This window comes from Marinomonas algarum (genome assembly GCF_020532605.1).
GTDB classification, from domain to species: Bacteria; Pseudomonadota; Gammaproteobacteria; order Pseudomonadales; family Marinomonadaceae; genus Marinomonas; species Marinomonas algarum.
Map to the genome: position 1 here is coordinate 164,647 of NZ_JAJATW010000001.1, position 20,148 is coordinate 184,794.

A 20,148-nucleotide genomic window follows, 5' to 3' on the forward strand; every position below is an offset into this window, starting at 1 on the left:
AAAGACCGCGCCGGACGTCAGTGCACACAAACGTCCGGTGCTTTTTTACAGCGAATGCTTGAAAATCAAACCCTCTAACCTAATGAGTCTTTGATGGTGAGAAGCCAAAGAAGCGCTTATATTCTCGGCTAAATTGAGAAAAACTGTTGTAACCCACTTGGAAACTGGCCTCGGTAGCGCTCATACCTTGCCTTAACAGTGTTTGCGCTTTTTGCAGCTTGCTGGATTTAATGTATTGCATGGGTGGGACATGCATAATCTGCTTAAAAGCCGTAAAGAAGCGTGTTTTGCTCATATTGGCCAACTCAGCCAACTCTTGCACGTGAATCGTTTGATGGGTGTGAGAGTGTATATAATTCACCGCCCGAGAAATCGGCTGAATCTCACCATACTGATTTAGCAGCAAACGCAAGGCATGACCGTGCTCACTGGTTAATAGACGGTAATAAATCTCGTCGACCACTTGCTCACCTAAGATCTTTGCATCCAAAGGGTCATGACTGATTTCTAACAGCTTGATAAATAACTCAACCAACGTATTTTCCGCTCTGCCTATCATCAAAGAAGAAGATTTTTCACAGCTGATTTCAGGGGCTTGGCCAGCTAAACGCTCAATGCGCAGCACCATGTCTGCCAATTTAATCAAATTGATTTCCAGAGAAGCGGACAGCAATGGCTGATCAACACTGGCCGACACCACCTCGGTACTTACCGGCATCGGCAAAAAATTAATAAAGAAATCCCCTGATTGATAGGTAAAATCACGGTCGCCCACATAACAGCGCTTTGTGCCCTGCCCCATTAAACAGATTAGCGGCTCATAAAAAGCGTGTGTTTTTGATTCTGGCTGTGACGCACGAAAGCAACCCACACCAGAAATAAGAGAAGCATTAAATCCCTCATCTGCCGCCAGCTCTGTCAGTAATTGCTGATACCTTGTCAATTTCTCAGTCATCGTTTTCTCCCACTGCGTAAGCCGCCATAATAACGTGACTGTTTAAAATAAACACCTTAATTGCACATTTCAAACCCCATCTGAACGATTAGGCATCATAAAAGGTCTTTTGTGCCTATAATCAACCATTCAATCTCACTATAGTGCATACATCGAAATCAACACCACCAACGAGGTATGACATGAATAACTTTGATTACTACAATCCAACGCACATTGTCTTTGGCCAAGATCGTTTAGCAGAGCTTGACCAGTTAATTCCAGCGGACGCCAAAGTGATGATTACCTTTGGCGGTCAAAGTGCAAAAAAATACGGCACGATCGACACGGTTCGCGCCAGTCTTGGACACCGAGATATTATTGAGTTTGGCGGTATAGAGCCAAACCCACAATACACCACCTTGTTAAACGCCATTGAGATTGTAAAAACGGAAAACGTTGATTTCCTTCTTGCCGTCGGTGGTGGTTCAGTCATGGATGGCACAAAATTCATTGCGCTTGCGGCCAAACACCCTTCAGAGGATTACCATGAACTTTTGTTCCATGGCTTCAATCCCGTCCCAGCAAACGATGCTATTACGCTAGGCTGCGTGGCCACCTTACCGGCAACGGGCTCTGAAATGAACATGGGGGGCGTGATCACCTTTAAGGAACAAAAATACCCCTTTATGTCACCGCTGGTCTTCCCTAAGTTCTCCGTACTTGACCCAGACCTTACCAAAACACTGCCAAAAGAGCAGATTGCCAACGGCGTTGCTGACGCGTTTGTGCATGTTATCGAGCAATACTTAACCCAGCCCGTCAATGCAAAAGTGCAGGACCGTATCGGTGAAGGCGTACTAAAAACATTGATTGAAGACGGCCCAGTCACTTACGCAGACAATGACGACATAGACGCTCGCAAAAACTTTATCTGGTCAGCAACGAACGCGCTGAACGGCATTATTGGTGCAGGTGTTCCCCAAGATTGGTCTACACACATGATTGGCCATGAAATGACCGCACAATTTGGTATTGCCCACGGCAGAACACTCGCAATCATCTTGCCGAACGTACTGCGTGAACGCAAAGAGCATAAACGCGCCAAGCTATTGCAATTTTCTGAACGCGTATGGGACATCACCGAAGGCACAGACGACGAGAAAATTGATCTTGCTATCGACAAAACAGAAGCGTTCTTCAACTCATTGGACATCGTCACCAACCTGACCCACTATGGCATCGACGATGCGGGCATTGACAGTGTCGTTGTGAACATGGAAAAAATGGGGCTGACAGCGCTGTCCGAAACCGGCGATTTGACACTGGATATCGTGCGTAAAATTTTGACCGCGACACGTTGATCGCAGCCTAACAAAGGCACCTTAAGTAAGGCCGCCTTTTCCTGCTCTACAAAAGCACGACATGCTAAAGTGACTGTCGTGCTTTTTTTGTTTTTTATTCTACCGCTCTGCCAGCGAATTCAAATTCAACACGACCTGTAAAGCGCTTCATTGTTACTTTCCACTCTTTTTTGTAATCTTTTGTACCCAATCATAGACAGCCTTAATCACTGAAATATAATGATTTTTTGTAAAACTATAGGGATATTACTCTATGACCGTTGTCACTCCTTTTCCCTGAACAAGAAGCTTATTTCACGTTTCTATTTTATTAAGTTTTGCTCTTAAGCTTTTCTTATATTATCTTGATTTTATTTCTAAAAATCGAATACCACGATAACGATTGACCAGGTTTATGTGTATCCAATGACGAAACCCACAACAAAAAAGCCACATGCTTTTAGCGAGCAAGCAAAAAGCACCATCATGCTAGAAGGGGTTTACGCGATCTTAACCCCCTTAAAAGAATTGCACCCAAGCCTTGCCCCCTCAATTGATAAGGCTATTAGCTCATGCAATGGGTTATTGGCGTCAGAAAATATGAAAGCGATTTATTCGCAGCTCATCATTGTTTCTGGACAAATAAAAGACGGTATCAAAGAAGACAAAAAAGACGTTACTAAGGCGATCACGGCGCTGGCAAAAAACTTTGAATCCTTTGATAAACGAATCTTCAATAAACACCAAGAACGCACTATCTTGTCATTAAAATCGCAGTTTCTTTCAGGTGAGTTGTCAACACACGAAGCACTCGATCAAATCGCACACATCTCACAAGACATTTCCATTGCCGTCAGCTCGGCGATGGAAGCGAGCTACGGCGGGAAAAGCCTCTTACCCAGCCTGTACTCAGAAGGCGTTGAAAAAATCATGCACGCTGACATCGTCATTGCCACTAATCGCCTTGGTGTTGATTTAGACAGGTTAAGCAGCATCCTTTGTCGAGAAAACCCAAAGAACAGCGACATCCAAGCCATTCGAGAAGAAATCATTGGCCTGAAAATACACGAAGGCAAAACCAAATTTTTTCAGTCCATGGACATATTGTCACGCCTATCCTGGTCAATGCATCGCTTAAACGATAAGCGCGTTGAAAAAGACAAAGAGTATTTAGGTAACCTAGCGCACTACTTCAAGTTCATGTCGACCAAGATACAAAACAGTAACAATGTGAATGATAAATCTTTATCGTTTTTGGGGGACTTTGAAACCGAATTTGATCAGCATTTGAAAGACCTTGAGTCCTTCAGTAAAAGTGAGTGCACCATAGAGCAACTTAAAGAAGCGGTCTTTTCCAACATAAAGTCGATGCAACTTTCAACCCGTGACTTTATTGAAAGACAGTCCAAAGTCATTGAAGAGCAACAGGCGATTATTGAAGCGCAGCAGTCTCAACTATTGAACATGGAAACCAACCTTGCCTCTATTTCTGATGATTTAGAAATCGCATCGAAGGAAATTTTACACGACGAATTGAGCGGCCTTAATAATCAAAGAGGTTACGATTTATACAGCGATAAGCTGCACAGCCAATGGCGCAGCACCAAGCATACAACACCATTAAGCATCATGATGATTAACGTGGATTTGTTTAAAAAAATCACCGACACCCATGGCCGCGATGTGGGAAATCTGCTGATCACTTGGATGGGGGAAGTGCTTCGACACATCTGCAAACACAAGACCCTGTTTACCGCTCGACATCACCTCGACGACTTTGTTATTTGCACCGACAACTTGACGCCTTGCGAGGTGTTGTCTTTGGTAAAACGAATACAAGCCTTTGTTCAGAAAAAACCTTTCGTGTCCAAATACTACAATGTATCGCTTAATATTACTGTCTCGGTGGGGCTGGCCTTCTTTATTGACCCAGACGACTCCCCTGAAACCGTATTAAGTTACGCCCAAAAAGCGTTGAAGCAGCCGAAAAATAAAGGTCGAAATCAAGTCTGGGTGAGCCGTAGCGCAGTGATTGCTGAAAAAATTGGCCCTCTAAAGACAAGCTAACGTGTTACCTGAATGGGCTGTATGGTCCGAAGAGATTTGAAAGACTAAGAGGCAGGCAATCCAAATGTGTATTTGCTACGTTCTAAAGAGCCAGCGTTCAAATAAACGCACAACTAAGGCAATAACATCCCATTAAGGACACGCTATGACCGGATTAACTGAAGAAAGTATCAACTGCCCTTACTGTGGGGAAGACATCGACGTCATTATTGAACCCATGGACGACAACCAGGAATACATTGAAGATTGCCAAGTTTGCTGTCGCCCAATTGTGTTTCATATCGATGTGGATTTTGAAGGCACACAGACACTCTATGTGCATTCTGAAAACGAGACCTATTGACTCGCCTTACGGCCGCCCTAACGTCTGTTTATATTTTAAACAGACGGGCTTTTTCTTGGTACTCCTGCGTCACCCGGTTCACATCATTTCGACTTTGTGCTAACTCCGTCATTAAATCAAACAAGACTTGGATAGTGTCCGCATTTTCGGTCACTTTTTGACTGATCAACGCAACCACCTTATCTTGCTCAAGAGTGCTTTGCGCTACTGTCTGACTGCTCACCGCGATGGCACTGACGTCTTCTGCTCGTTTATTTAGGCCATTAGAAATGGTCAATGCGTGCTCGACGTTGAGCTGCGTTCTTTTCTGCCCCGATTCCATCGACGTGACCGTGTTTGCGACGCTGGCATTCAGTCGCTCTAACACCTTCTCAATGTCATCTGTTGATTGACTCGAACGGGACGCCAAGGCTCTGACTTCGTCCGCCACCACCGCAAAACCTCGACCGGTTTCGCCTGCCCTAGCCGCTTCAATTGCCGCGTTCAAAGCCAGCAAATTGGTTTGCTCTGAAATGCTTCGAATCGACTGCAGCAACGACGTGATGGCATTAACATCCGACGTCAGAGCTTGAAGCGAATCCGATACACGCTTGGTGTCGTCTGACAATAACTCCATGTCTTTCATGATGGTCAAGGCTTGTTGTTGATCCTCAATAATTTCTTTCTCTAACGCACCCACAATGTCTGCTGACTCCAAGCTGCTCTGAGCCACAGACTTCATGGACTGCGACACTTCTTCTGTGGCAGAAGCCGTCTCTATTGAACGGTGCTTACTTTGCTCCACACTCGCGTTTGCCCTGTCAGCAACACAACTAATTTGATCACTTGATTGAGTTAATGTCGCCGCAATTCTCTGATAATCACCAAACAGCGAAGACAGAGTATCAAGCAATTGATTAAGCGCATATTCCGCTGAAGAGGAAGGGTTTGGCACGCGAACCGACAGATCATTTTCTTTCGACACCTGCTCAATAGCAGACGCCACTTTATTGTTACTGGAAGACGCTTTTGTCATAAGGTGCGCCATGTAAATCAAGACACCCGCCTCTGCAGTGGCAAACAAGCAATGAACCAGCATTAAATTCATATTGTGGTGGCCTGAGAAAACCATGATGGGCATGTCACCCACGTGCACATTCGCCATTTGCACGTACATAAACACCACGTGATACAAAGCGGTGGTGACCAAGGCGGCAATAATCGGTTGCCATTTGTGGTAGATAAGCAACACCACCATGGAAGCAAAAATATGAAAGTGCATCTCTGTTAAACCGTATTGGCTTTGAATCAACAGAGAAGACACAACCATCATCAATATGCCAGCCAACACCGAAAACGCCAGTTGACCTTTAAACAAGCTGTAGGCCAGCTGTGTCGCCACCGCGAGAAAAACCGACGCAAACAGCGTGAAGGAAAACAACTGCTCACCGATCAACCCACTCACCAGCAGTATTGGCACTTGCGCCATTAATGTTCGATAAACGAACAAATCATTTTTTTACGTACGTTCTTGCGATCTTGACATAGTATTACCCACTGTTGTGTACGCGAAACTAATCTGACTAATTTAGCGTATTTTTTAATTTGCCGTATTTATAAACCGTATTGCGACTGACGCCTGCGGCCTTGGCCGTTTGCGTCACATTGCCTTTAAACTTGCCTAATAAATACGGAATCATTTCTTCTAAGGGGGCTTCAACCCCTTCTGACCCTCGACCTAGGGTCGCTTCTGTTGCTGTTGAGGGAATCCTATCCTGTGTCTGTTCAGGCGATGACGCCATTGCCTCTAGATCATCGAAAAAGTCGTCCGGCAAATGCCACTCTTCCAATACTTCTTCATCGGCCATTGCCATGCCAACCTTTAATACATGTGCCAACTGTCGCATGTTCCCTGGCCAAGGGTGACTGACCAGAAGATCAAGCATCTTCGGCGATAAGTCGGGACCAGGCTCTTCAAAACGTAAGCGTTTGTGCAAATAACGGATCAAAGCCGCCTTGTCTGCCCGCTTTCGCAAGGCCGGTAATTCTATGTTTAGCCCTGAAATACGGTAATACAAATCTTGTCTGAATTGACCACTTTTGATCTCTTCTTTTAAATGACGATTGGTCGCTGAGATCAACTTAATATCCACGGGATAGGTCTCTGTTGAACCCAAAGGTGTCACCACGCGCTCTTGTAACACACGCAACAAACGCGACTGTACCGCCATGGGCATTTCGCCAATTTCATCTAAAAATAACGTCCCTCGATGAGCCCGACGTATTAAGCCAATGGAGCCACGATTTTGTGCGCCGGTAAACGCGCCTTTTTCATAACCAAATAACTCTGACTCCACCAGTTCGGCTGGAATCGCTGCGCAATTCACCGCCACCAGCATCTCCTTGGCGCGAGAACTGTGGTAATGCAAACTGCGTACAAAGATTTCTTTGCCTGCGCCTGTTTCCCCATGAATCAAAATAGGGATGTCTTTTTCCATAATCTTATGGGCTTGACGCACAAGGCGCTCAACACGCTCATCACCGTGATGCAATTCATCAAGTGGAATAACATTTTCTGGCAAGGAGGCACTCGTCTTAACAGGGGCACTCGCCTTAACAGGGGCGCTCGTTTTGACAGCGTCACCCGTTTTCGCTGTTCCTATACTGGACTGTGGCGATGGCGCAACATACTCACTGTGATGACGAAAATCTGGAACACGCATCACTTGCTGTGTCGGCGGAATGACTTTGACGTAGAATTGGTAACGCCCCATGGCCATCAGTTTCAGCGGCAAACTGACGGGGTGGTGTTTGATTTCACGCATTTCGATATCAAAAATTTGATTGATATTAAGCAAGGCCAAATCCCGCGCCAGCACCACTTCAGCACGGCGATTGGCCGAGACAATGGTGCCGTTTTCATCGAGCACCAAAATACCCGACCAATGACTGTCCAAACTGACCACATTGGTATTAAAACTGAGGATAAAGTACTCTTGCTGAAACGCGGAAAAAATCAGTCTATTTTCAACACTCAACGACATGAGCTTTACCATGCCGAACGTATGATCCTGCGGTAAATAGGCGTCGGAAGAAATGTCGAGCACGCCGACAAGGTCGTTTTTTGTGTTGTAAATGGGCGATGCGGAACCGACCATAAAACGGTTCGCGCGAAGGTAGTGTTCGTCTCGCCCCACCTGTATGGCTTCACCCGTCATCAACGCCGTACCAATCGCGTTGGTGCCCACGCCCTTTTCAGTCCACTGATTGCCCCCCACTAAACCGTGCTCTGCGGCACTGCCAAAACGTGGCTGCCCCCAGGTATTCAAGACATGACCTTGACGATCTGCCAAAACAATCATGCAAGCAGAGTTGCTCAGAATATTTTCATAATAGGGCAACACTTCATTTTCTGTGGTCTCAAGTAAACTACGATGCTGATCCACCAAGTCATTGAGCGTCCCCTTTCCTAAGGTGGCAAAATCGGGCTGGCTGGTGTGATCCAGACCAAACTGCTCACAACGATACCAAGACGCCTGAATGCGTTCTTTGTGTGACTCAGTGTGCAATTCATGTTCATTGATCTGTTTTTGTTCTTCTTTTGGCATTACCGACTCCTCTGCACCGTCACCTGATAAGTAAGACGTGCATGAAATGTTCATATTGATCAACAAACTGTAAACACTTTGAACACGTCTGAACACCCCCTTTTCGATAACGAACACACTGACTTTTATCTTAATAAGGTTAAATAATTGTTATATATCAGTTATTTAACCTCAACTTTATGCGTTTGGATTATTTTGGCATAGGTTTTGTATTGTATTTAAGCATAACTTGTTCGCTGAACGTGTTCATTTATGTACACATCTTGAGCAACGAGATTACAAAATAACAACAAAAAAGGTACTTACAATGTCTTTAACGCTGCAGAATGTATCGCGCGTTGTTGAAGGCGAGACGTGGATTGATGAGGTCAATTTGACCCTAGAACCCGGCTCCTTCAATGTTTTGCTCGGACGCACCTTGTCCGGTAAAACCACGCTGATGCGCCTTATGGCCGGTCTTGACCGACCCACCAAGGGAAAGATTCTCATGAATGGCGTCGACGTAACCGGTATGCCGGTGCGTGAACGCAATATTTCCATGGTGTATCAACAGTTCATCAACTACCCCAACCTCACCGTTTACGAAAACATCGCGTCACCGCTTCGTCTGGCCAATATGGATGAAAAAGAAGTCGATCGTCGAGTACGTGAAACCGCCACCATGCTGCGCATTGATCCTTTTCTCGATCGCTTGCCTTTGCAATTATCGGGTGGTCAGCAACAGCGTACCGCTATGGCACGCGCCTTGGTGAAAGATTCGCAAATCATCTTATTCGATGAACCCCTAGTTAACCTAGATTACAAGCTGCGCGAAGAACTGCGTCAAGAATTGCGTGCATTGTTTAAAGCACGTAATTGCATTGCGATCTATGCCACCACCGAGCCCAACGAAGCTCTTGCATTAGGCGGCAACACCGCGGTACTCAACGAAGGCCGTTTGTTGCAAATGGGCCCCACCGCTGAGGTTTACCACCAGCCAAAAAACATCATCACCGCCGAGATGTTTTCTGAACCGCCTATTAACGTGGTGCCGGGTCGTGTCAGCGAAGAAGAAGTCACCTTTGACGATACCGTTCACTTTCGTTTGAACAACGATCTGCGCCGTCTGTCGCCCGGTGAATATCAATTTGGCGTGCGCGCCTCACACATTGGCTTAGTCCCCCATGCGGATGACGATCTGGAGTTACCGGTGCGTGTTGACCTTGCTGAAATCAGCGGATCAGAAACCTTTTTGCACGTCCATAACCCGCATTTCGATTTGGTTTTGCACCTTTCGGGGGTCCACGCCTATCACGTGGACCAAGAAATCAAGGTGTATTTCCCCACGCACAAGCTGTATGCCTTTGATGCAAACGGCACAATGGTGCATTCCCCAGCACGAATGAGGGAGCAATAATCATGGCCGCTATTACACTCAACGCCTTAGCGCACACTTACTCAGATAACCCAACGCGTCCAGAAGACTATGCGATTCGTGAGATGACCCACGAATGGGAACAAGGCGGTGCCTTTGCCCTACTTGGCCCTTCTGGTTGTGGTAAATCGACTCTTTTGAACATTATTTCAGGGTTATTAGAGCCCTCTGATGGCGAAGTCTTGTTTGATGGCAAGCGCGTTAACGAACTCAAACCCGAGGAGCGCAACATCGCTCAGGTTTTCCAATTCCCCGTGGTGTACGACACCATGACGGTGTTTGATAACCTTGCTTTCCCGCTGCGCAACATTGGCGTGCCGGAACACAAAATCAAATCCAAAGTGTTTGAAGTGGCTGACATCTTGGAATTGTCCGACCAACTCAAACGCAAAGCCAAAGGTTTGTCGGCGGATCAGAAACAAAAAGTCTCCATGGGACGCGGCCTGGTGCGTGACGATGTGTCGGCGATTTTGTTCGACGAACCATTAACCGTCATCGATCCACAGCTTAAATGGAAATTGCGTCGCAAACTCAAGCAAATCCACGAGCAATTTAACATCACTATGGTGTATGTGACCCACGATCAGCTCGAAGCGTCCACATTCGCCGATAAAATTGCGGTGATGTACCAAGGTCAAATTGTCCAATTTGGCACCCCTCGTGAATTGTTTGAAGAACCCGCACACACTTTTGTCGGTTACTTTATTGGCAGCCCAGGCATGAACTTTTTCGAGGTGGAATTGAACGACACGCTCCGCTTTGGCGAGCACGAAATCGCCACCAGCGACGCCATGCTGTCTCGCCTAAAGAACCTACCGGCAAAGAAAATCACCGTCGGCATTCGCCCAGAGTTTGTGCATGTCTGGGAAGGCAAAAATGATGATGCGTTTAAAGTCGATGTGGATTTTATTGAAGACCTAGGCACCTATAAGATTTTGTCTTTCTTGTTCAATGGCCAAACCATGAAAGCGCGTTTAAGCGAAGACCAAGCCATCCCTTCAGGGCAAATTTATGTGAGCTTTCCGGAACAATGGACCAAGGTGTATGTGGACGACTATCTCGTCAATATGACCGAACCGGCCGTTAATCAAACCGAGGAGATCCACCATGCAAACTAAAGTCGAGAACAACAAGGCATGGTTCCTTGTGATGCCCGTTTTCCTGATCGTTGCCTTTTCTGCCATCATTCCTTTGATGACGGTGGTGAACTATTCGGTACAGGATATCTTTGATCCTTATACGCGCTACTTTGTGGGTACGGAATGGTTCAAACAAGTCATGCTCGACAGCCGTCTGCATGAAGCCTTGTTACGTCAATTTTTGTACTCTTTTACTATCTTAGCCATTGAAGTGCCATTGGGTATTTGTGTGGCTTTGATGATGCCAACCAAAGGTCGAGGCGCGTCGTTAGCGTTAATCTTGGTGGCCATTCCTTTGCTGATCCCATGGAACGTTGTAGGCACCATTTGGCAGATTTTCGGTCGCGCAGACATCGGCTTGTTCGGTGCCTTTATGAGCGGCATTGGTGTGGATTATAACTACGCGTCTGATCCGACCGACGCTTGGTTGACCGTGGTTCTGATGGATGTCTGGCATTGGACCCCTTTGGTGGCGCTCTTGTGCTACTCAGGGTTACGCGCCATCCCTGAAGTCTATTACCAAGCCGCGCGCATCGACCAGGCCTCACGCTGGGCGGTGTTCCGTTACATTCAGTTGCCTAAATTGACCAATGTGTTGATCATCGGTGTGCTGCTACGCTTTATGGACTCCTTCATGATTTACACCGAACCCTTTGTATTGACCGGCGGTGGCCCTGGCAGCTCAACCACGTTTTTGAGTCAGTCTTTGGTTCAACAAGCCATCGGTCAATTTGACCTAGGCCCTGCGGCGGCGTTCTCGCTGGTGTATTTCTTAATCATTCTGCTCGTATGTTGGGTGTTCTACACCACCATTATGAACATGCAAAAAGACAAGTAGGAGCGAATCATGACGCACTCTTCCACCCCTATTGCTCATAAACAGCAAGCACCGGTGCACAGCCGTGCTGAGCGTAAAGCTCGAAATGCAACGCTACGCGGTCGTTTCGGTCTGGTGCTGTACCTGGTGTTATTGCTGTTGCCGATTTATTGGTTAGTGAACATGTCGTTCAAAACCAACACGGAAATCCTCAGTGGTCTGTCTTTTTACCCTGCGGATTTCACCCTAGAAAACTACGCGAAGATTTTCAGTGATTCGACCTGGTACATGGGCTATTTGAATTCCATTCTCTATGTGTCGATGAACATGATCATCAGTTTGCTGGTGGCGTTACCGGCGGCCTATGCGTTTAGTCGTTATAAGTTTATTGGCGATAAGCACATGTTTTTCTGGCTACTGTCTAACCGTATGGCACCGCCTGCGGTGTTCTTACTGCCTTTCTTTCAGCTCTACTCTTCTGTGGGCTTATTCGACACCCACATTGCTGTGGCGCTGGCCCATTGTATCTTTACCGTGCCACTGGCGGTGTGGATCTTGGAAGGTTTTATGAGCGGTGTGCCCCGTGAAATTGATGAAACCGCCTACATTGACGGTTACTCATTTCCAAAGTTCTTTGTGCGCATTTTCATTCCTTTGATTCGCTCTGGGATCGGCGTAACGGCGTTTTTCTGCTTTATGTTTTCATGGGTAGAGCTCTTGCTGGCACGCACTCTGACCTCGGTCGAGGCTAAACCGATTGCCGCTATTATGACCCGTACTGTCTCTGCATCGGGTATGGATTGGGGCTTGTTGGCGGCGGCCGGGGTCTTAACCATCATTCCAGGTATGTTGGTGATTTATTTTGTTCGTAACCATGTCGCGAAGGGCTTTGCCCTTGGCCGAGTATAAGGGGAATTATCATGGCTTGGATGTCTTGGACATTACCCACTGCGCTGTTTTTTATTGGCATCGGAGTGATCTTGGTCGGTATGACCACTTGGCAGATTATCTCACCGACGATTGAACGCCGTGGCTTTTTGCCATTGGCGACGACCCGTGGGGATCGCTTATTTATTGGCCTGCTAAGCAGTGCTTTTATCCACCTCGCATTCGTTGCTTTAACGGATGTCAACATTGCGGTCGCGACCGTGATGTGCGCTTTCTGGATGGTGATCCTGATGCGCTGGGGTTAGGTCATATTTTCATCACTGAAAATCGATGACTTGTTACAACCTATGGACTGTCTTGCACGGAAGCACACGTTTAAAACCAAAAGAAACACGAAACTTTGTTGAGGTATTTCATGCACTACAATAAGAAAAAAATTGCACTCGCCGCCTTACCTTTTGCCGTTATGATGCACTCTGCCACGCTGTGGGCCGATGCGTATTCTGATGCCGCAGAAAAATGGGTAGACACCGAATTCGCTGCGTCCACACTGACTAAGCAACAACAGCTTGATGAACTGCAGTGGTTTACTGACGCGGCGGAACGTTTCCGTGGTATGGAAATCAATGTGGCGTCTGAAACGCTCACAACGCATAAATACGAATCTCAAGTGCTTGCAAAAGCCTTTGAAGAAATCACTGGGATCAAGGTCAATCACGACTTGATCCAAGAAGGCGATGTGGTTGAAAAGCTGCAAACTCAAATGCAATCCGGTCGTAATATTTACGATGCCTACGTGAATGACTCTGACTTGATCGGTACGCATTTCCGTTACGGTAAAGTCGTGCCTATCTCAGACATGATCGCTGGCGATGGCAAAGATGTGACCTCCCCTACGTTGGATTTGGCGGATTTCATCGGTTTGGACTTTACCACTGGCCCAGACGGTAAGCTTTACCAATTGCCAACGCAGCAGTTCGCTAACTTGTACTGGTTCCGTGCGGATTGGTTTGCCCGTGACGATTTGAAAGCGAAGTTTAAATCCATTTACGGCTACGACCTCGGTGTGCCTGTGAACTGGTCGGCCTATGAAGACATCGCGGAATTCTTTACCGATAAAGTCAAAACGATCGATGGCGAACCGGTATACGGCCACATGGATTATGGTAAAAAAGACCCATCTTTAGGCTGGCGTTTCACCGATGCTTGGTTCTCTATGGCTGGCGCTGGCGATAAAGGCACACCAAACGGTTTGCCGGTTGACGAATGGGGTATTCGTATTAAAGACGCGTGTTCACCGGTGGGTTCCAGTGTGTCTCGTGGCGGTGCAACAAACGGCCCTGCTGCCGTGTATGCAACAACGAAATACGTTGAATGGCTGCGTAAGTATGCGCCACCAGAAGCACAAGGCATGACCTTCTCTGAATCTGGCCCTGTGCCAGCGCAAGGCGGCGTGGCTCAGCAAATTTTCTGGTACACCGCGTTTACGGCGGACATGACGACCAAAGGCTTGCCTGTGGTAAACGAAGACGGCACGCCAAAATGGCGTATGGCGCCATCGCCGGTTGGGCCATACTGGGAAGAAGGCATGAAAAAAGGCTATCAGGACGTAGGCGCCTGGACCTTTATGAATTCAACGCCAACCGATCGTCGTCTTGCTGCTTGGTTGTACGCCCAGTTCACCACGGCAAAAACAGTGTCGTTGCAAAAAACTTTGGTTGGCTTAACGCCGATTCGTGAGTCAGATATCAATTCACCGGAAATGGCAGAAGCCGCACCTAAGCTGGGTGGTTTGGTGGAATTCTACAAGGGGCCAGCGCGTAAGCAGTGGTCACCGACTGGGATCAACGTGCCAGATTATCCTAAGCTAGCGCAACTTTGGTGGCAGTACATTTCTCAAGCCGCCAGCGGCGAAGCCACACCTCAAGAAGCGTTGAATGGTTTGGCAGAAGCACAGGATAAAGTGATGATGCGTTTGGAACGCGCTAAGGTACAGCCTTTGTGTGGTCCTAAACTCAACACGCCTCGCGACGAAGCTTACTGGTTAGCGCAACCGGGCGCACCGAAAGCGAAATTGTCTAACGAGAAACCTCAAGGCGTGACCGTGTCTTACGATGCGCTATTACGTTCTTGGGAATAAACCGCTTGATTAAGCGGTCATGACAGACGGTTAGGCGTTCTAGCCTGTCTTATTGACCGCTTTTATCAGGCAGTATAAAACCTCGGCCATGTGCCGAGGTTTTTTATTGACGGTGGTCCATTCACAATCATTTTAGACATCAACTTAGTAGGCCCTGCCACTTTATTTATCCACCACATATCCCGCAGAACCTTTTACTTAACTACTATAGCTTAGGGAAGATTAAGCGACGGGAGCTTTGTTAATAGTAGATAATGGTGTGTTAACATCAAAGATCTGACCACGCACTTCTTTCACGCCCATTTCTTTTAAACGGGCAGTGTGCATCTCAAGGTAAGCGTTCGCTGATACTTCATCTTCAAACAAGTAAATGCCACCAGCGACTTGGTTCGCTTGATTTTCCGTCCACACTTTCCAAATAAAGCCAGGCTCATTATTAATGGATTCAGCCAACCCAACTAAAGCATTGGACATTTCTTCACCAAAAGGTCCTGCGAAATCAAAATCAACCTGTAATAATTTTCTCATGCTTTGCTCCTATTGTGTTGTAAAACGGGTAGTAGTCCGTGCCATAAACGCGATTATAGCGTTTGTCTGTTTATTTTTTCAAAGGTCTATTGATCCGAGACGAGTGCTCTACTACTAGCTTTGACGTATTCCGTTCGAATGGGCTGCTTGTCTACTCTAGGGCGCTTCTTGAGAAGACGAACCTCATGGGAAGCAGTCATTCGCCCTCTTCCAGGTTTTTCTTGCAAAAACCGGATTAACCATAGATGTTGTGCGTTTAGTCAATTTTCAGTCGAGGTTCATCTAATGAGGTTAACGGTAGGTACTGACTCAACATGGTCTTTAAGAGTCTGGATTTGCGGGACTAGTCGTTGCTTATTGTTGATCGTATTTTCCTGGCAAGTTTATTCTGGCTTAACATGATAAAAAATTCAGTATAATTGAACGTTCAGCACATAATTTCAATCATAAAGCGAAGGGATCAAACATGGCGTTTTTACATACTGGCACTGTTTTAACGACTTTACTGCTCTTAACATCACTAAATGCGAACGCAGATGATCTTAGCAAACAGGGCAACAGCACCCTTAGAGAAATGAATGAGGACTTAGTAGAGGAGTTAAATGAACGCACAGGCATTAAGCACAGCATCCCAAATACACTGAAAGTATCAATGTCAAAAAGAAAAGTGGCCTCTGACAAACAAAAGCTGATTGATAACCTAAACAGGTTAGAAAACATCAAGGGCGAGCTAAATACGAGAGTAGCAGACAGAAAAAACGCCCCTTCTTACAATGACATCGTGGCCATCACCATTAATAACGTACACGTGACTGGACCGAGAAACTATTATTTCCCCAACGCTTCTACCACCCCTGTATTCACTATCACCAGAGGCGACCAAGTGACTAATATCATTCACTCAGACTTTGAAAATGTACGGAAAAACACCGGCTACAGCATCGTTTATCGCGCCGTATATGGTGAAGACGGAAGCGTGATTCTTAACGGGACAAAAATTGAAAACCAACCTCAATCAAAAGTAGCATTCACCGTTGATGTAGATGACCGCGATTTTATGGTCAACGCGAATGTCAGCATAAGTAAAAGCGGTTGGAACTAGTGTTTACTTGCCTCTGACATACCTTCTATATGAGAATTTATAGCGGATCCAAGAGCGCCTGCGGCTTTTATATAGCTCTTCTCACGTGGATGAATCACCCTCTTGGAATCCACTTGTACAAATGATTGAACCTTTATTCAAAGATCTGTAAGTGGAAAATCCTTTTCGTTTTAATTAGTTGGATTCACCCACTGAATTCACACAACATACTGCCCTGCACAGTAACCGCTGGCCCAGGCCCACTGGAAATTATACCCCCCCAACCAACCTGTGACGTCGAGCACTTCTCCGATGAAGTACACGCCTTTCTGTTTTTGTGACTCAAAGGTTTTTGAAGAAATTTCGTTGGTATTCACGCCACCCAAGGTAACCTCTGCGGTTCGATAACCTTCCGTACCATTGGGCTTGATGTCAAAATGAGAAAGGTAGTGATTCAACTGTTCAATCTGCTCATTAGAGATTTGCGCACTGCGCTCACTCAGCCAAGAATGCTCTTCTTTCACCAGTTCCACTAAGCGTTTAGGTAAAAGGTTGGACAATACGCTTTCATAACTCTTTTTAGGGGTGTCTTGTCTTATCTTACTCAGATCATTCACTGTTAAATTCGGTGTAATATTCACTGCAAGCGCTTCACCTGGTTGCCAAAAGTTCGTAATCTGCAAAATCGCTGGTCCACTTACACCGCGGTGTGTAAACAGCATAGGTTCTTTAAAACTTACCCCATTGGATGACACCTCAGTATCACACGCCATGCCTGATAACGTCGATAACTGAGCTTTACGCTCTGGCTGAATCGTAATAGGCACTAAGCTGGCACGAGTAGCAAGAACATCATGGCCTATTTGCTTCGCTATCTCATAGCCAAACCCCGTTGCCCCCATGGTTGGGATAGACAAGCCCCCCGTGGCAACCACAAGCGACGTGCATTGAAAAGTGCCTTGGCTGGTGGTTAACTGGGTGTAATCGTCATGAAACTCGATGTGCTTAATGTCGGTGCTTAATTTCAGCTGAGCACCAGACCACTCAAGCTCAGTCAAAAGAATACTCAACAAGTCTTTAGCAGAGTGTTCACAAAACAATTGCCCTGGTGTTTTTTCTATGTAATCAAGTCCATGACGATCCACGAGATCAACAAAATCCTGCGGTGAATAGCGTTTTAGAGCCGAAATACAAAAATACGCATTGTCAGACAAAAAATGTTTTGGCGCGGCGTCCATGTTCGTGAAATTGCAGCGCCCTCCTCCCGACATGAGAATTTTTTTGCCTGCTTTATTAGCGTGGTCCAATACCAAAACACGCTTGCCTCGATACCCTGCCGTCGCGGCACACATCAAACCAGATGCACCAGCACCAATCACAATCACGTCGACTTTATCCACAACTCACCTCTCTTTACATTAGTGGCGCCATTATAGAGCCTCACTTTTTTAATGCTATGACCCCAACGCACTATATAAGAGTAAAAGATATAAAGAGTAGCGGTAAAAGGCATACAGAAGAAGACTCTCATCTTGTCCACAAAAACCGTTAAAAAGCCTGTGGGCATCATAAAAATATTCATGTTTTTCATATAGTTGCATGAAATCAAACATTCTTTACAGAAACACAAAAAAAATAAATATCAAGCGTAAAAAGCATTTTGTTGTTAAAAAAATCAAAAAAAAAACAATGATACTGTACAAAAAGACTGTTTATTTATACAGTACTGTACAAATAAACAGTAAAGAGAGTGAAAACTAAAATGATGGAGAAAACAAATTCTTTCTACTCTGCTCGCAAGATGGCAATTCTCATTGTGATGGTATTAGCACTGTATGCTCCAGCCAAGGATCTTTTTAAATTGGTTAACACATGGTTTGCTGCAGAAACCATCCGAATTGTCGACGTCTCATTTGGTAACCACTTACCTTGGCAAAGCCAACAATCGAACTATTTAACTGTTGGTCAAAATGCACAGTCAAACTTATCCATACCGCAGATTATTTATACCAAATTGCAGTTATCGAACCCAACTTCAGCGGCAAAAACCTATCGCAAGATTTGGCTTAACTTCTTGCACGAAAACGGTGACCTTGAATACACCACAGACTATGTTTTCTATAATGCCGACACACGCCAACGTTTAATTGGTAATTCTATTGAGCTTGGGCCGAATAGTCATATTGATGTGATCGCAGCACACCGTTTCATCCCCAGTTACAAAGACACACGGCCTGTTAGCATGAGCGTGTCTTGGGAAAAGCCGAATCTTTTAAGGGACAGCGCTTGCAAATATAGCCTGGTCAACAATTCGAGCAATACCTTTCACCATCAGTGCAACGACTGATCAGTCATCAATATCTTCCGCTACACCTTAGCTTAAAATTTCATTTAAGCTTTTTTCTTCCTTATTATTGATAATCGTTTTCACTTCTAATACTATGATTGTACTTACCTAATATTAGATCGGAGCGTCAAACCTATGAAACGATTGTTAACCCCCATCGCTATCTGTGTATCAAGTGTGCTTTTGACAGCATGTGGTACAGCAACAGTGAAAAATGAGTCCGCCGCTGTAAGCGCAGATTCCGTTGTTGTGCATTATGCTGACATTGCTGAAGCCGTATATGGAGATTCTTTAACAACAGCCCTTGACTTGCGTACCTCTATCGATGCTTTCCTTGCTGAACCAACAGAAGCCAATCTTGAAGCAGCTAAAACAGCATGGATTGCTTCACGCGTTCCTTACCAACAAAGTGAAGTTTACCGTTTTGGTAACGCCATTGTTGATGACTGGGAAGGTAAAGTGAATGCATGGCCGCTTGATGAAGGCTTGATTGACTATGTTTCAGTGGATAGCTACGGAACACAATCTGATATCAATCCGCTTTACTCAGCTAACGTCATTGCTTCCAAAAGCTTGATGATTGGTGGTAAAAAAGTTGATGCAACCAATATCACACCTGAGCTTCTTTCTGAATCTTTGCAAGAAGCCGACGGCATTGAAGCCAACGTTGCCAGTGGTTACCACGCGATTGAGTTTTTATTATGGGGTCAAGACCTTTACGGTACTAACCCAGGTGCAGGTGAGCGTCCAGCCAGCGATTATGACCTAAACAACTGTACAAACGGTAACTGTGATCGTCGCCGTGCTTACTTAAGTGCAGCAACCGATCTTCTTATTTCTGACCTTGAAGAAATGGCCAATAACTGGAAACAAGGTGGCGCTGCACGTGTTGCTTTGTTAGAGCAATCACCAGAACAAGGCTTGTCTACTATCCTAACTGGTATGGGTAGCTTGGCATACGGTGAACTTGCAGGTGAAAGAACCAAACTAGGTTTGATGCTTCATGATCCAGAAGAAGAGCACGATTGTTTTGCTGATAACACTCACTGGTCGCATTACTACGATGTGAAAGGCATTAAAAACGTTTACCTAGGTGAATACCAACGCGTTGATGGTAGCTGGGTAAAAGGAGCCTCTTTGTCTTCGTTAGTATCCAAAGACAATATGCAACTTGATGCTGAAATGAAAACAAAATTAAACAGCACAGAAATGGCGGCTCAAGCCATGGTTGATGCAGCCGCTCAAGGCCAAACATTTGATGTGCTGATCGCTATGAACAACACACAAGGAAACCAGTTGGTGCAAACTTTCGTAGATACCTTGGTTGATGAAACTCGTGTAACAGAAGATGTGATTCACCACTTAAATCTTCAAAACATCGCCCTAGAAGGATCTGACAGTCTTGACAATCCAAGCGCTGTTTTTGAATAAGCATTAGGTGTGTAAAAAAAGGTTGCGCGCCTCTGAGCGCAACCTTTTTTATTTTTGTATAATCTATAGATTAGCAAGGATAATAAATG

Annotated in this window: 17 protein-coding genes; 12 read left to right on the top strand and 5 right to left on the bottom strand. The window is 45.7% G+C overall.

Annotation, left to right across the window (positions count from 1 at the left end):
• Nucleotides 1–79: 79 nt before the first annotated feature.
• A complete protein-coding gene (locus LG368_RS00800; protein WP_226752832.1) occupies nt 80–955 on the bottom strand; it encodes an AraC family transcriptional regulator in 876 nt (291 codons plus the stop codon).
• Nucleotides 956–1,137: 182 nt separating this feature from the next.
• Here LG368_RS00800 and LG368_RS00805 point away from each other — a divergent pair, with 182 nt between their 5' ends.
• The 3 genes from LG368_RS00805 (at nt 1,138) to LG368_RS00815 (ending at nt 4,687) form a co-directional block, all read left to right on the top strand.
• Nucleotides 1,138–2,298 carry an iron-containing alcohol dehydrogenase gene (locus LG368_RS00805; RefSeq protein WP_226752833.1) on the top strand — a complete coding sequence of 387 codons (1,161 nt, stop codon included), beginning with the start codon at nt 1,138–1,140 and terminating at the stop codon, nt 2,296–2,298.
• A 405-nt stretch (nt 2,299–2,703) separates the two neighbouring features.
• On the top strand, nt 2,704–4,344 hold the full coding sequence (locus LG368_RS00810; RefSeq protein WP_226752834.1) for a GGDEF domain-containing protein: 1,641 nt from the start codon (nt 2,704–2,706) through the stop codon (nt 4,342–4,344).
• A 145-nt stretch (nt 4,345–4,489) separates the two neighbouring features.
• Nucleotides 4,490–4,687 (top strand): CPXCG motif-containing cysteine-rich protein, encoded by a 198-nt coding sequence (locus LG368_RS00815; RefSeq protein ID WP_226752835.1) that lies wholly within the window; start codon nt 4,490–4,492, stop codon nt 4,685–4,687.
• 28 nt (nt 4,688–4,715) lie between these two features.
• Here LG368_RS00815 and LG368_RS00820 read toward each other — a convergent pair whose 3' ends face one another.
• Entirely contained in the window at nt 4,716–6,155 is a 1,440-nt protein-coding gene (locus LG368_RS00820) for a methyl-accepting chemotaxis protein (RefSeq protein ID WP_226752836.1), read from the bottom strand.
• A 94-nt stretch (nt 6,156–6,249) separates the two neighbouring features.
• Nucleotides 6,250–8,274 (bottom strand): sigma-54-dependent Fis family transcriptional regulator, encoded by a 2,025-nt coding sequence (locus LG368_RS00825; protein ID WP_226752837.1) that lies wholly within the window; start codon nt 8,272–8,274, stop codon nt 6,250–6,252.
• Between the two features lie 307 nt (nt 8,275–8,581).
• Between LG368_RS00825 and LG368_RS00830 the strand changes: the two genes are divergently transcribed.
• The 6 genes from LG368_RS00830 to LG368_RS00855 all read left to right on the top strand — a co-directional run bounded on the left by LG368_RS00830 (nt 8,582) and on the right by LG368_RS00855 (nt 14,672).
• Nucleotides 8,582–9,670, top strand: coding sequence for an ABC transporter ATP-binding protein (locus LG368_RS00830; RefSeq protein WP_226752838.1), 1,089 nt, complete (start codon nt 8,582–8,584; stop codon nt 9,668–9,670).
• Nucleotides 9,671–9,672: 2 nt separating this feature from the next.
• Nucleotides 9,673–10,806, top strand: coding sequence for an ABC transporter ATP-binding protein (locus tag LG368_RS00835; RefSeq protein WP_226752839.1), 1,134 nt, complete (start codon nt 9,673–9,675; stop codon nt 10,804–10,806).
• A complete protein-coding gene (locus tag LG368_RS00840) occupies nt 10,796–11,665 on the top strand; it encodes a carbohydrate ABC transporter permease (RefSeq protein WP_226752840.1) in 870 nt (289 codons plus the stop codon). Before LG368_RS00835 ends, LG368_RS00840 begins: the two co-directional genes overlap by 11 nt.
• Nucleotides 11,666–11,674: 9 nt before the next feature.
• On the top strand, nt 11,675–12,553 hold the full coding sequence (locus LG368_RS00845) for a carbohydrate ABC transporter permease (RefSeq protein ID WP_226752841.1): 879 nt from the start codon (nt 11,675–11,677) through the stop codon (nt 12,551–12,553).
• An 11-nt stretch (nt 12,554–12,564) separates the two neighbouring features.
• Nucleotides 12,565–12,837, top strand: coding sequence for a DUF2160 domain-containing protein (locus LG368_RS00850; RefSeq protein ID WP_226752842.1), 273 nt, complete (start codon nt 12,565–12,567; stop codon nt 12,835–12,837).
• A gap of 110 nt (nt 12,838–12,947) precedes the next feature.
• Entirely contained in the window at nt 12,948–14,672 is a 1,725-nt protein-coding gene (locus LG368_RS00855) for an ABC transporter substrate-binding protein (protein WP_226752843.1), read from the top strand.
• Between the two features lie 222 nt (nt 14,673–14,894).
• Here LG368_RS00855 and LG368_RS00860 read toward each other — a convergent pair whose 3' ends face one another.
• The gene (locus tag LG368_RS00860; protein ID WP_226752844.1) at nt 14,895–15,200 is read right to left on the bottom strand and encodes a monooxygenase; all 306 of its coding nucleotides are present in this window, start codon (nt 15,198–15,200) and stop codon (nt 14,895–14,897) included.
• Nucleotides 15,201–15,666: 466 nt separating this feature from the next.
• On the opposite strand from LG368_RS00860, the gene LG368_RS00865 reads away from it, so the two are divergent.
• The gene (locus tag LG368_RS00865; protein ID WP_226752845.1) at nt 15,667–16,302 is read left to right on the top strand and encodes a hypothetical protein; all 636 of its coding nucleotides are present in this window, start codon (nt 15,667–15,669) and stop codon (nt 16,300–16,302) included.
• 197 nt (nt 16,303–16,499) lie between these two features.
• On the opposite strand, the gene LG368_RS00870 is transcribed toward LG368_RS00865, so the two are convergent.
• Entirely contained in the window at nt 16,500–17,681 is a 1,182-nt protein-coding gene (locus tag LG368_RS00870) for a BaiN/RdsA family NAD(P)/FAD-dependent oxidoreductase (RefSeq protein ID WP_226752846.1), read from the bottom strand.
• A 362-nt stretch (nt 17,682–18,043) separates the two neighbouring features.
• On the opposite strand from LG368_RS00870, the gene LG368_RS00875 reads away from it, so the two are divergent.
• Together LG368_RS00875 and LG368_RS00880 are read left to right on the top strand one after the other, a co-directional pair.
• Nucleotides 18,044–18,628: a hypothetical protein gene (locus LG368_RS00875; RefSeq protein ID WP_226752847.1), complete on the top strand. Its 585-nt coding sequence runs from the start codon at nt 18,044–18,046 to the stop codon at nt 18,626–18,628.
• A 135-nt stretch (nt 18,629–18,763) separates the two neighbouring features.
• Complete coding sequence (locus LG368_RS00880; RefSeq protein ID WP_226752848.1) at nt 18,764–20,059, top strand: imelysin family protein; 1,296 nt, start codon at nt 18,764–18,766, stop codon at nt 20,057–20,059.
• Nucleotides 20,060–20,148: the final 89 nt, after the last annotated feature.

Excerpts from the sequence above, each read along its gene's own strand:
- LG368_RS00800 (WP_226752832.1), bottom strand. The coding sequence starts at position 955 with ATGACTGAGAAATTGACAAGGTATCAGCAATTACTGACAGAGCTGGCG.
- LG368_RS00805 (WP_226752833.1), top strand. The coding sequence starts at position 1,138 with ATGAATAACTTTGATTACTACAATCCAACGCACATTGTCTTTGGCCAA.
- LG368_RS00810 (WP_226752834.1), top strand. The coding sequence starts at position 2,704 with ATGACGAAACCCACAACAAAAAAGCCACATGCTTTTAGCGAGCAAGCA.
- LG368_RS00815 (WP_226752835.1), top strand. The coding sequence starts at position 4,490 with ATGACCGGATTAACTGAAGAAAGTATCAACTGCCCTTACTGTGGGGAA.
- LG368_RS00820 (WP_226752836.1), bottom strand. The coding sequence starts at position 6,155 with ATGGCGCAAGTGCCAATACTGCTGGTGAGTGGGTTGATCGGTGAGCAG.
- LG368_RS00825 (WP_226752837.1), bottom strand. The coding sequence starts at position 8,274 with ATGCCAAAAGAAGAACAAAAACAGATCAATGAACATGAATTGCACACT.
- LG368_RS00830 (WP_226752838.1), top strand. The coding sequence starts at position 8,582 with ATGTCTTTAACGCTGCAGAATGTATCGCGCGTTGTTGAAGGCGAGACG.
- LG368_RS00835 (WP_226752839.1), top strand. The coding sequence starts at position 9,673 with ATGGCCGCTATTACACTCAACGCCTTAGCGCACACTTACTCAGATAAC.
- LG368_RS00840 (WP_226752840.1), top strand. The coding sequence starts at position 10,796 with ATGCAAACTAAAGTCGAGAACAACAAGGCATGGTTCCTTGTGATGCCC.
- LG368_RS00845 (WP_226752841.1), top strand. The coding sequence starts at position 11,675 with ATGACGCACTCTTCCACCCCTATTGCTCATAAACAGCAAGCACCGGTG.
- LG368_RS00850 (WP_226752842.1), top strand. The coding sequence starts at position 12,565 with ATGGCTTGGATGTCTTGGACATTACCCACTGCGCTGTTTTTTATTGGC.
- LG368_RS00855 (WP_226752843.1), top strand. The coding sequence starts at position 12,948 with ATGCACTACAATAAGAAAAAAATTGCACTCGCCGCCTTACCTTTTGCC.
- LG368_RS00860 (WP_226752844.1), bottom strand. The coding sequence starts at position 15,200 with ATGAGAAAATTATTACAGGTTGATTTTGATTTCGCAGGACCTTTTGGT.
- LG368_RS00865 (WP_226752845.1), top strand. The coding sequence starts at position 15,667 with ATGGCGTTTTTACATACTGGCACTGTTTTAACGACTTTACTGCTCTTA.
- LG368_RS00875 (WP_226752847.1), top strand. The coding sequence starts at position 18,044 with ATGATGGAGAAAACAAATTCTTTCTACTCTGCTCGCAAGATGGCAATT.
- LG368_RS00880 (WP_226752848.1), top strand. The coding sequence starts at position 18,764 with ATGAAACGATTGTTAACCCCCATCGCTATCTGTGTATCAAGTGTGCTT.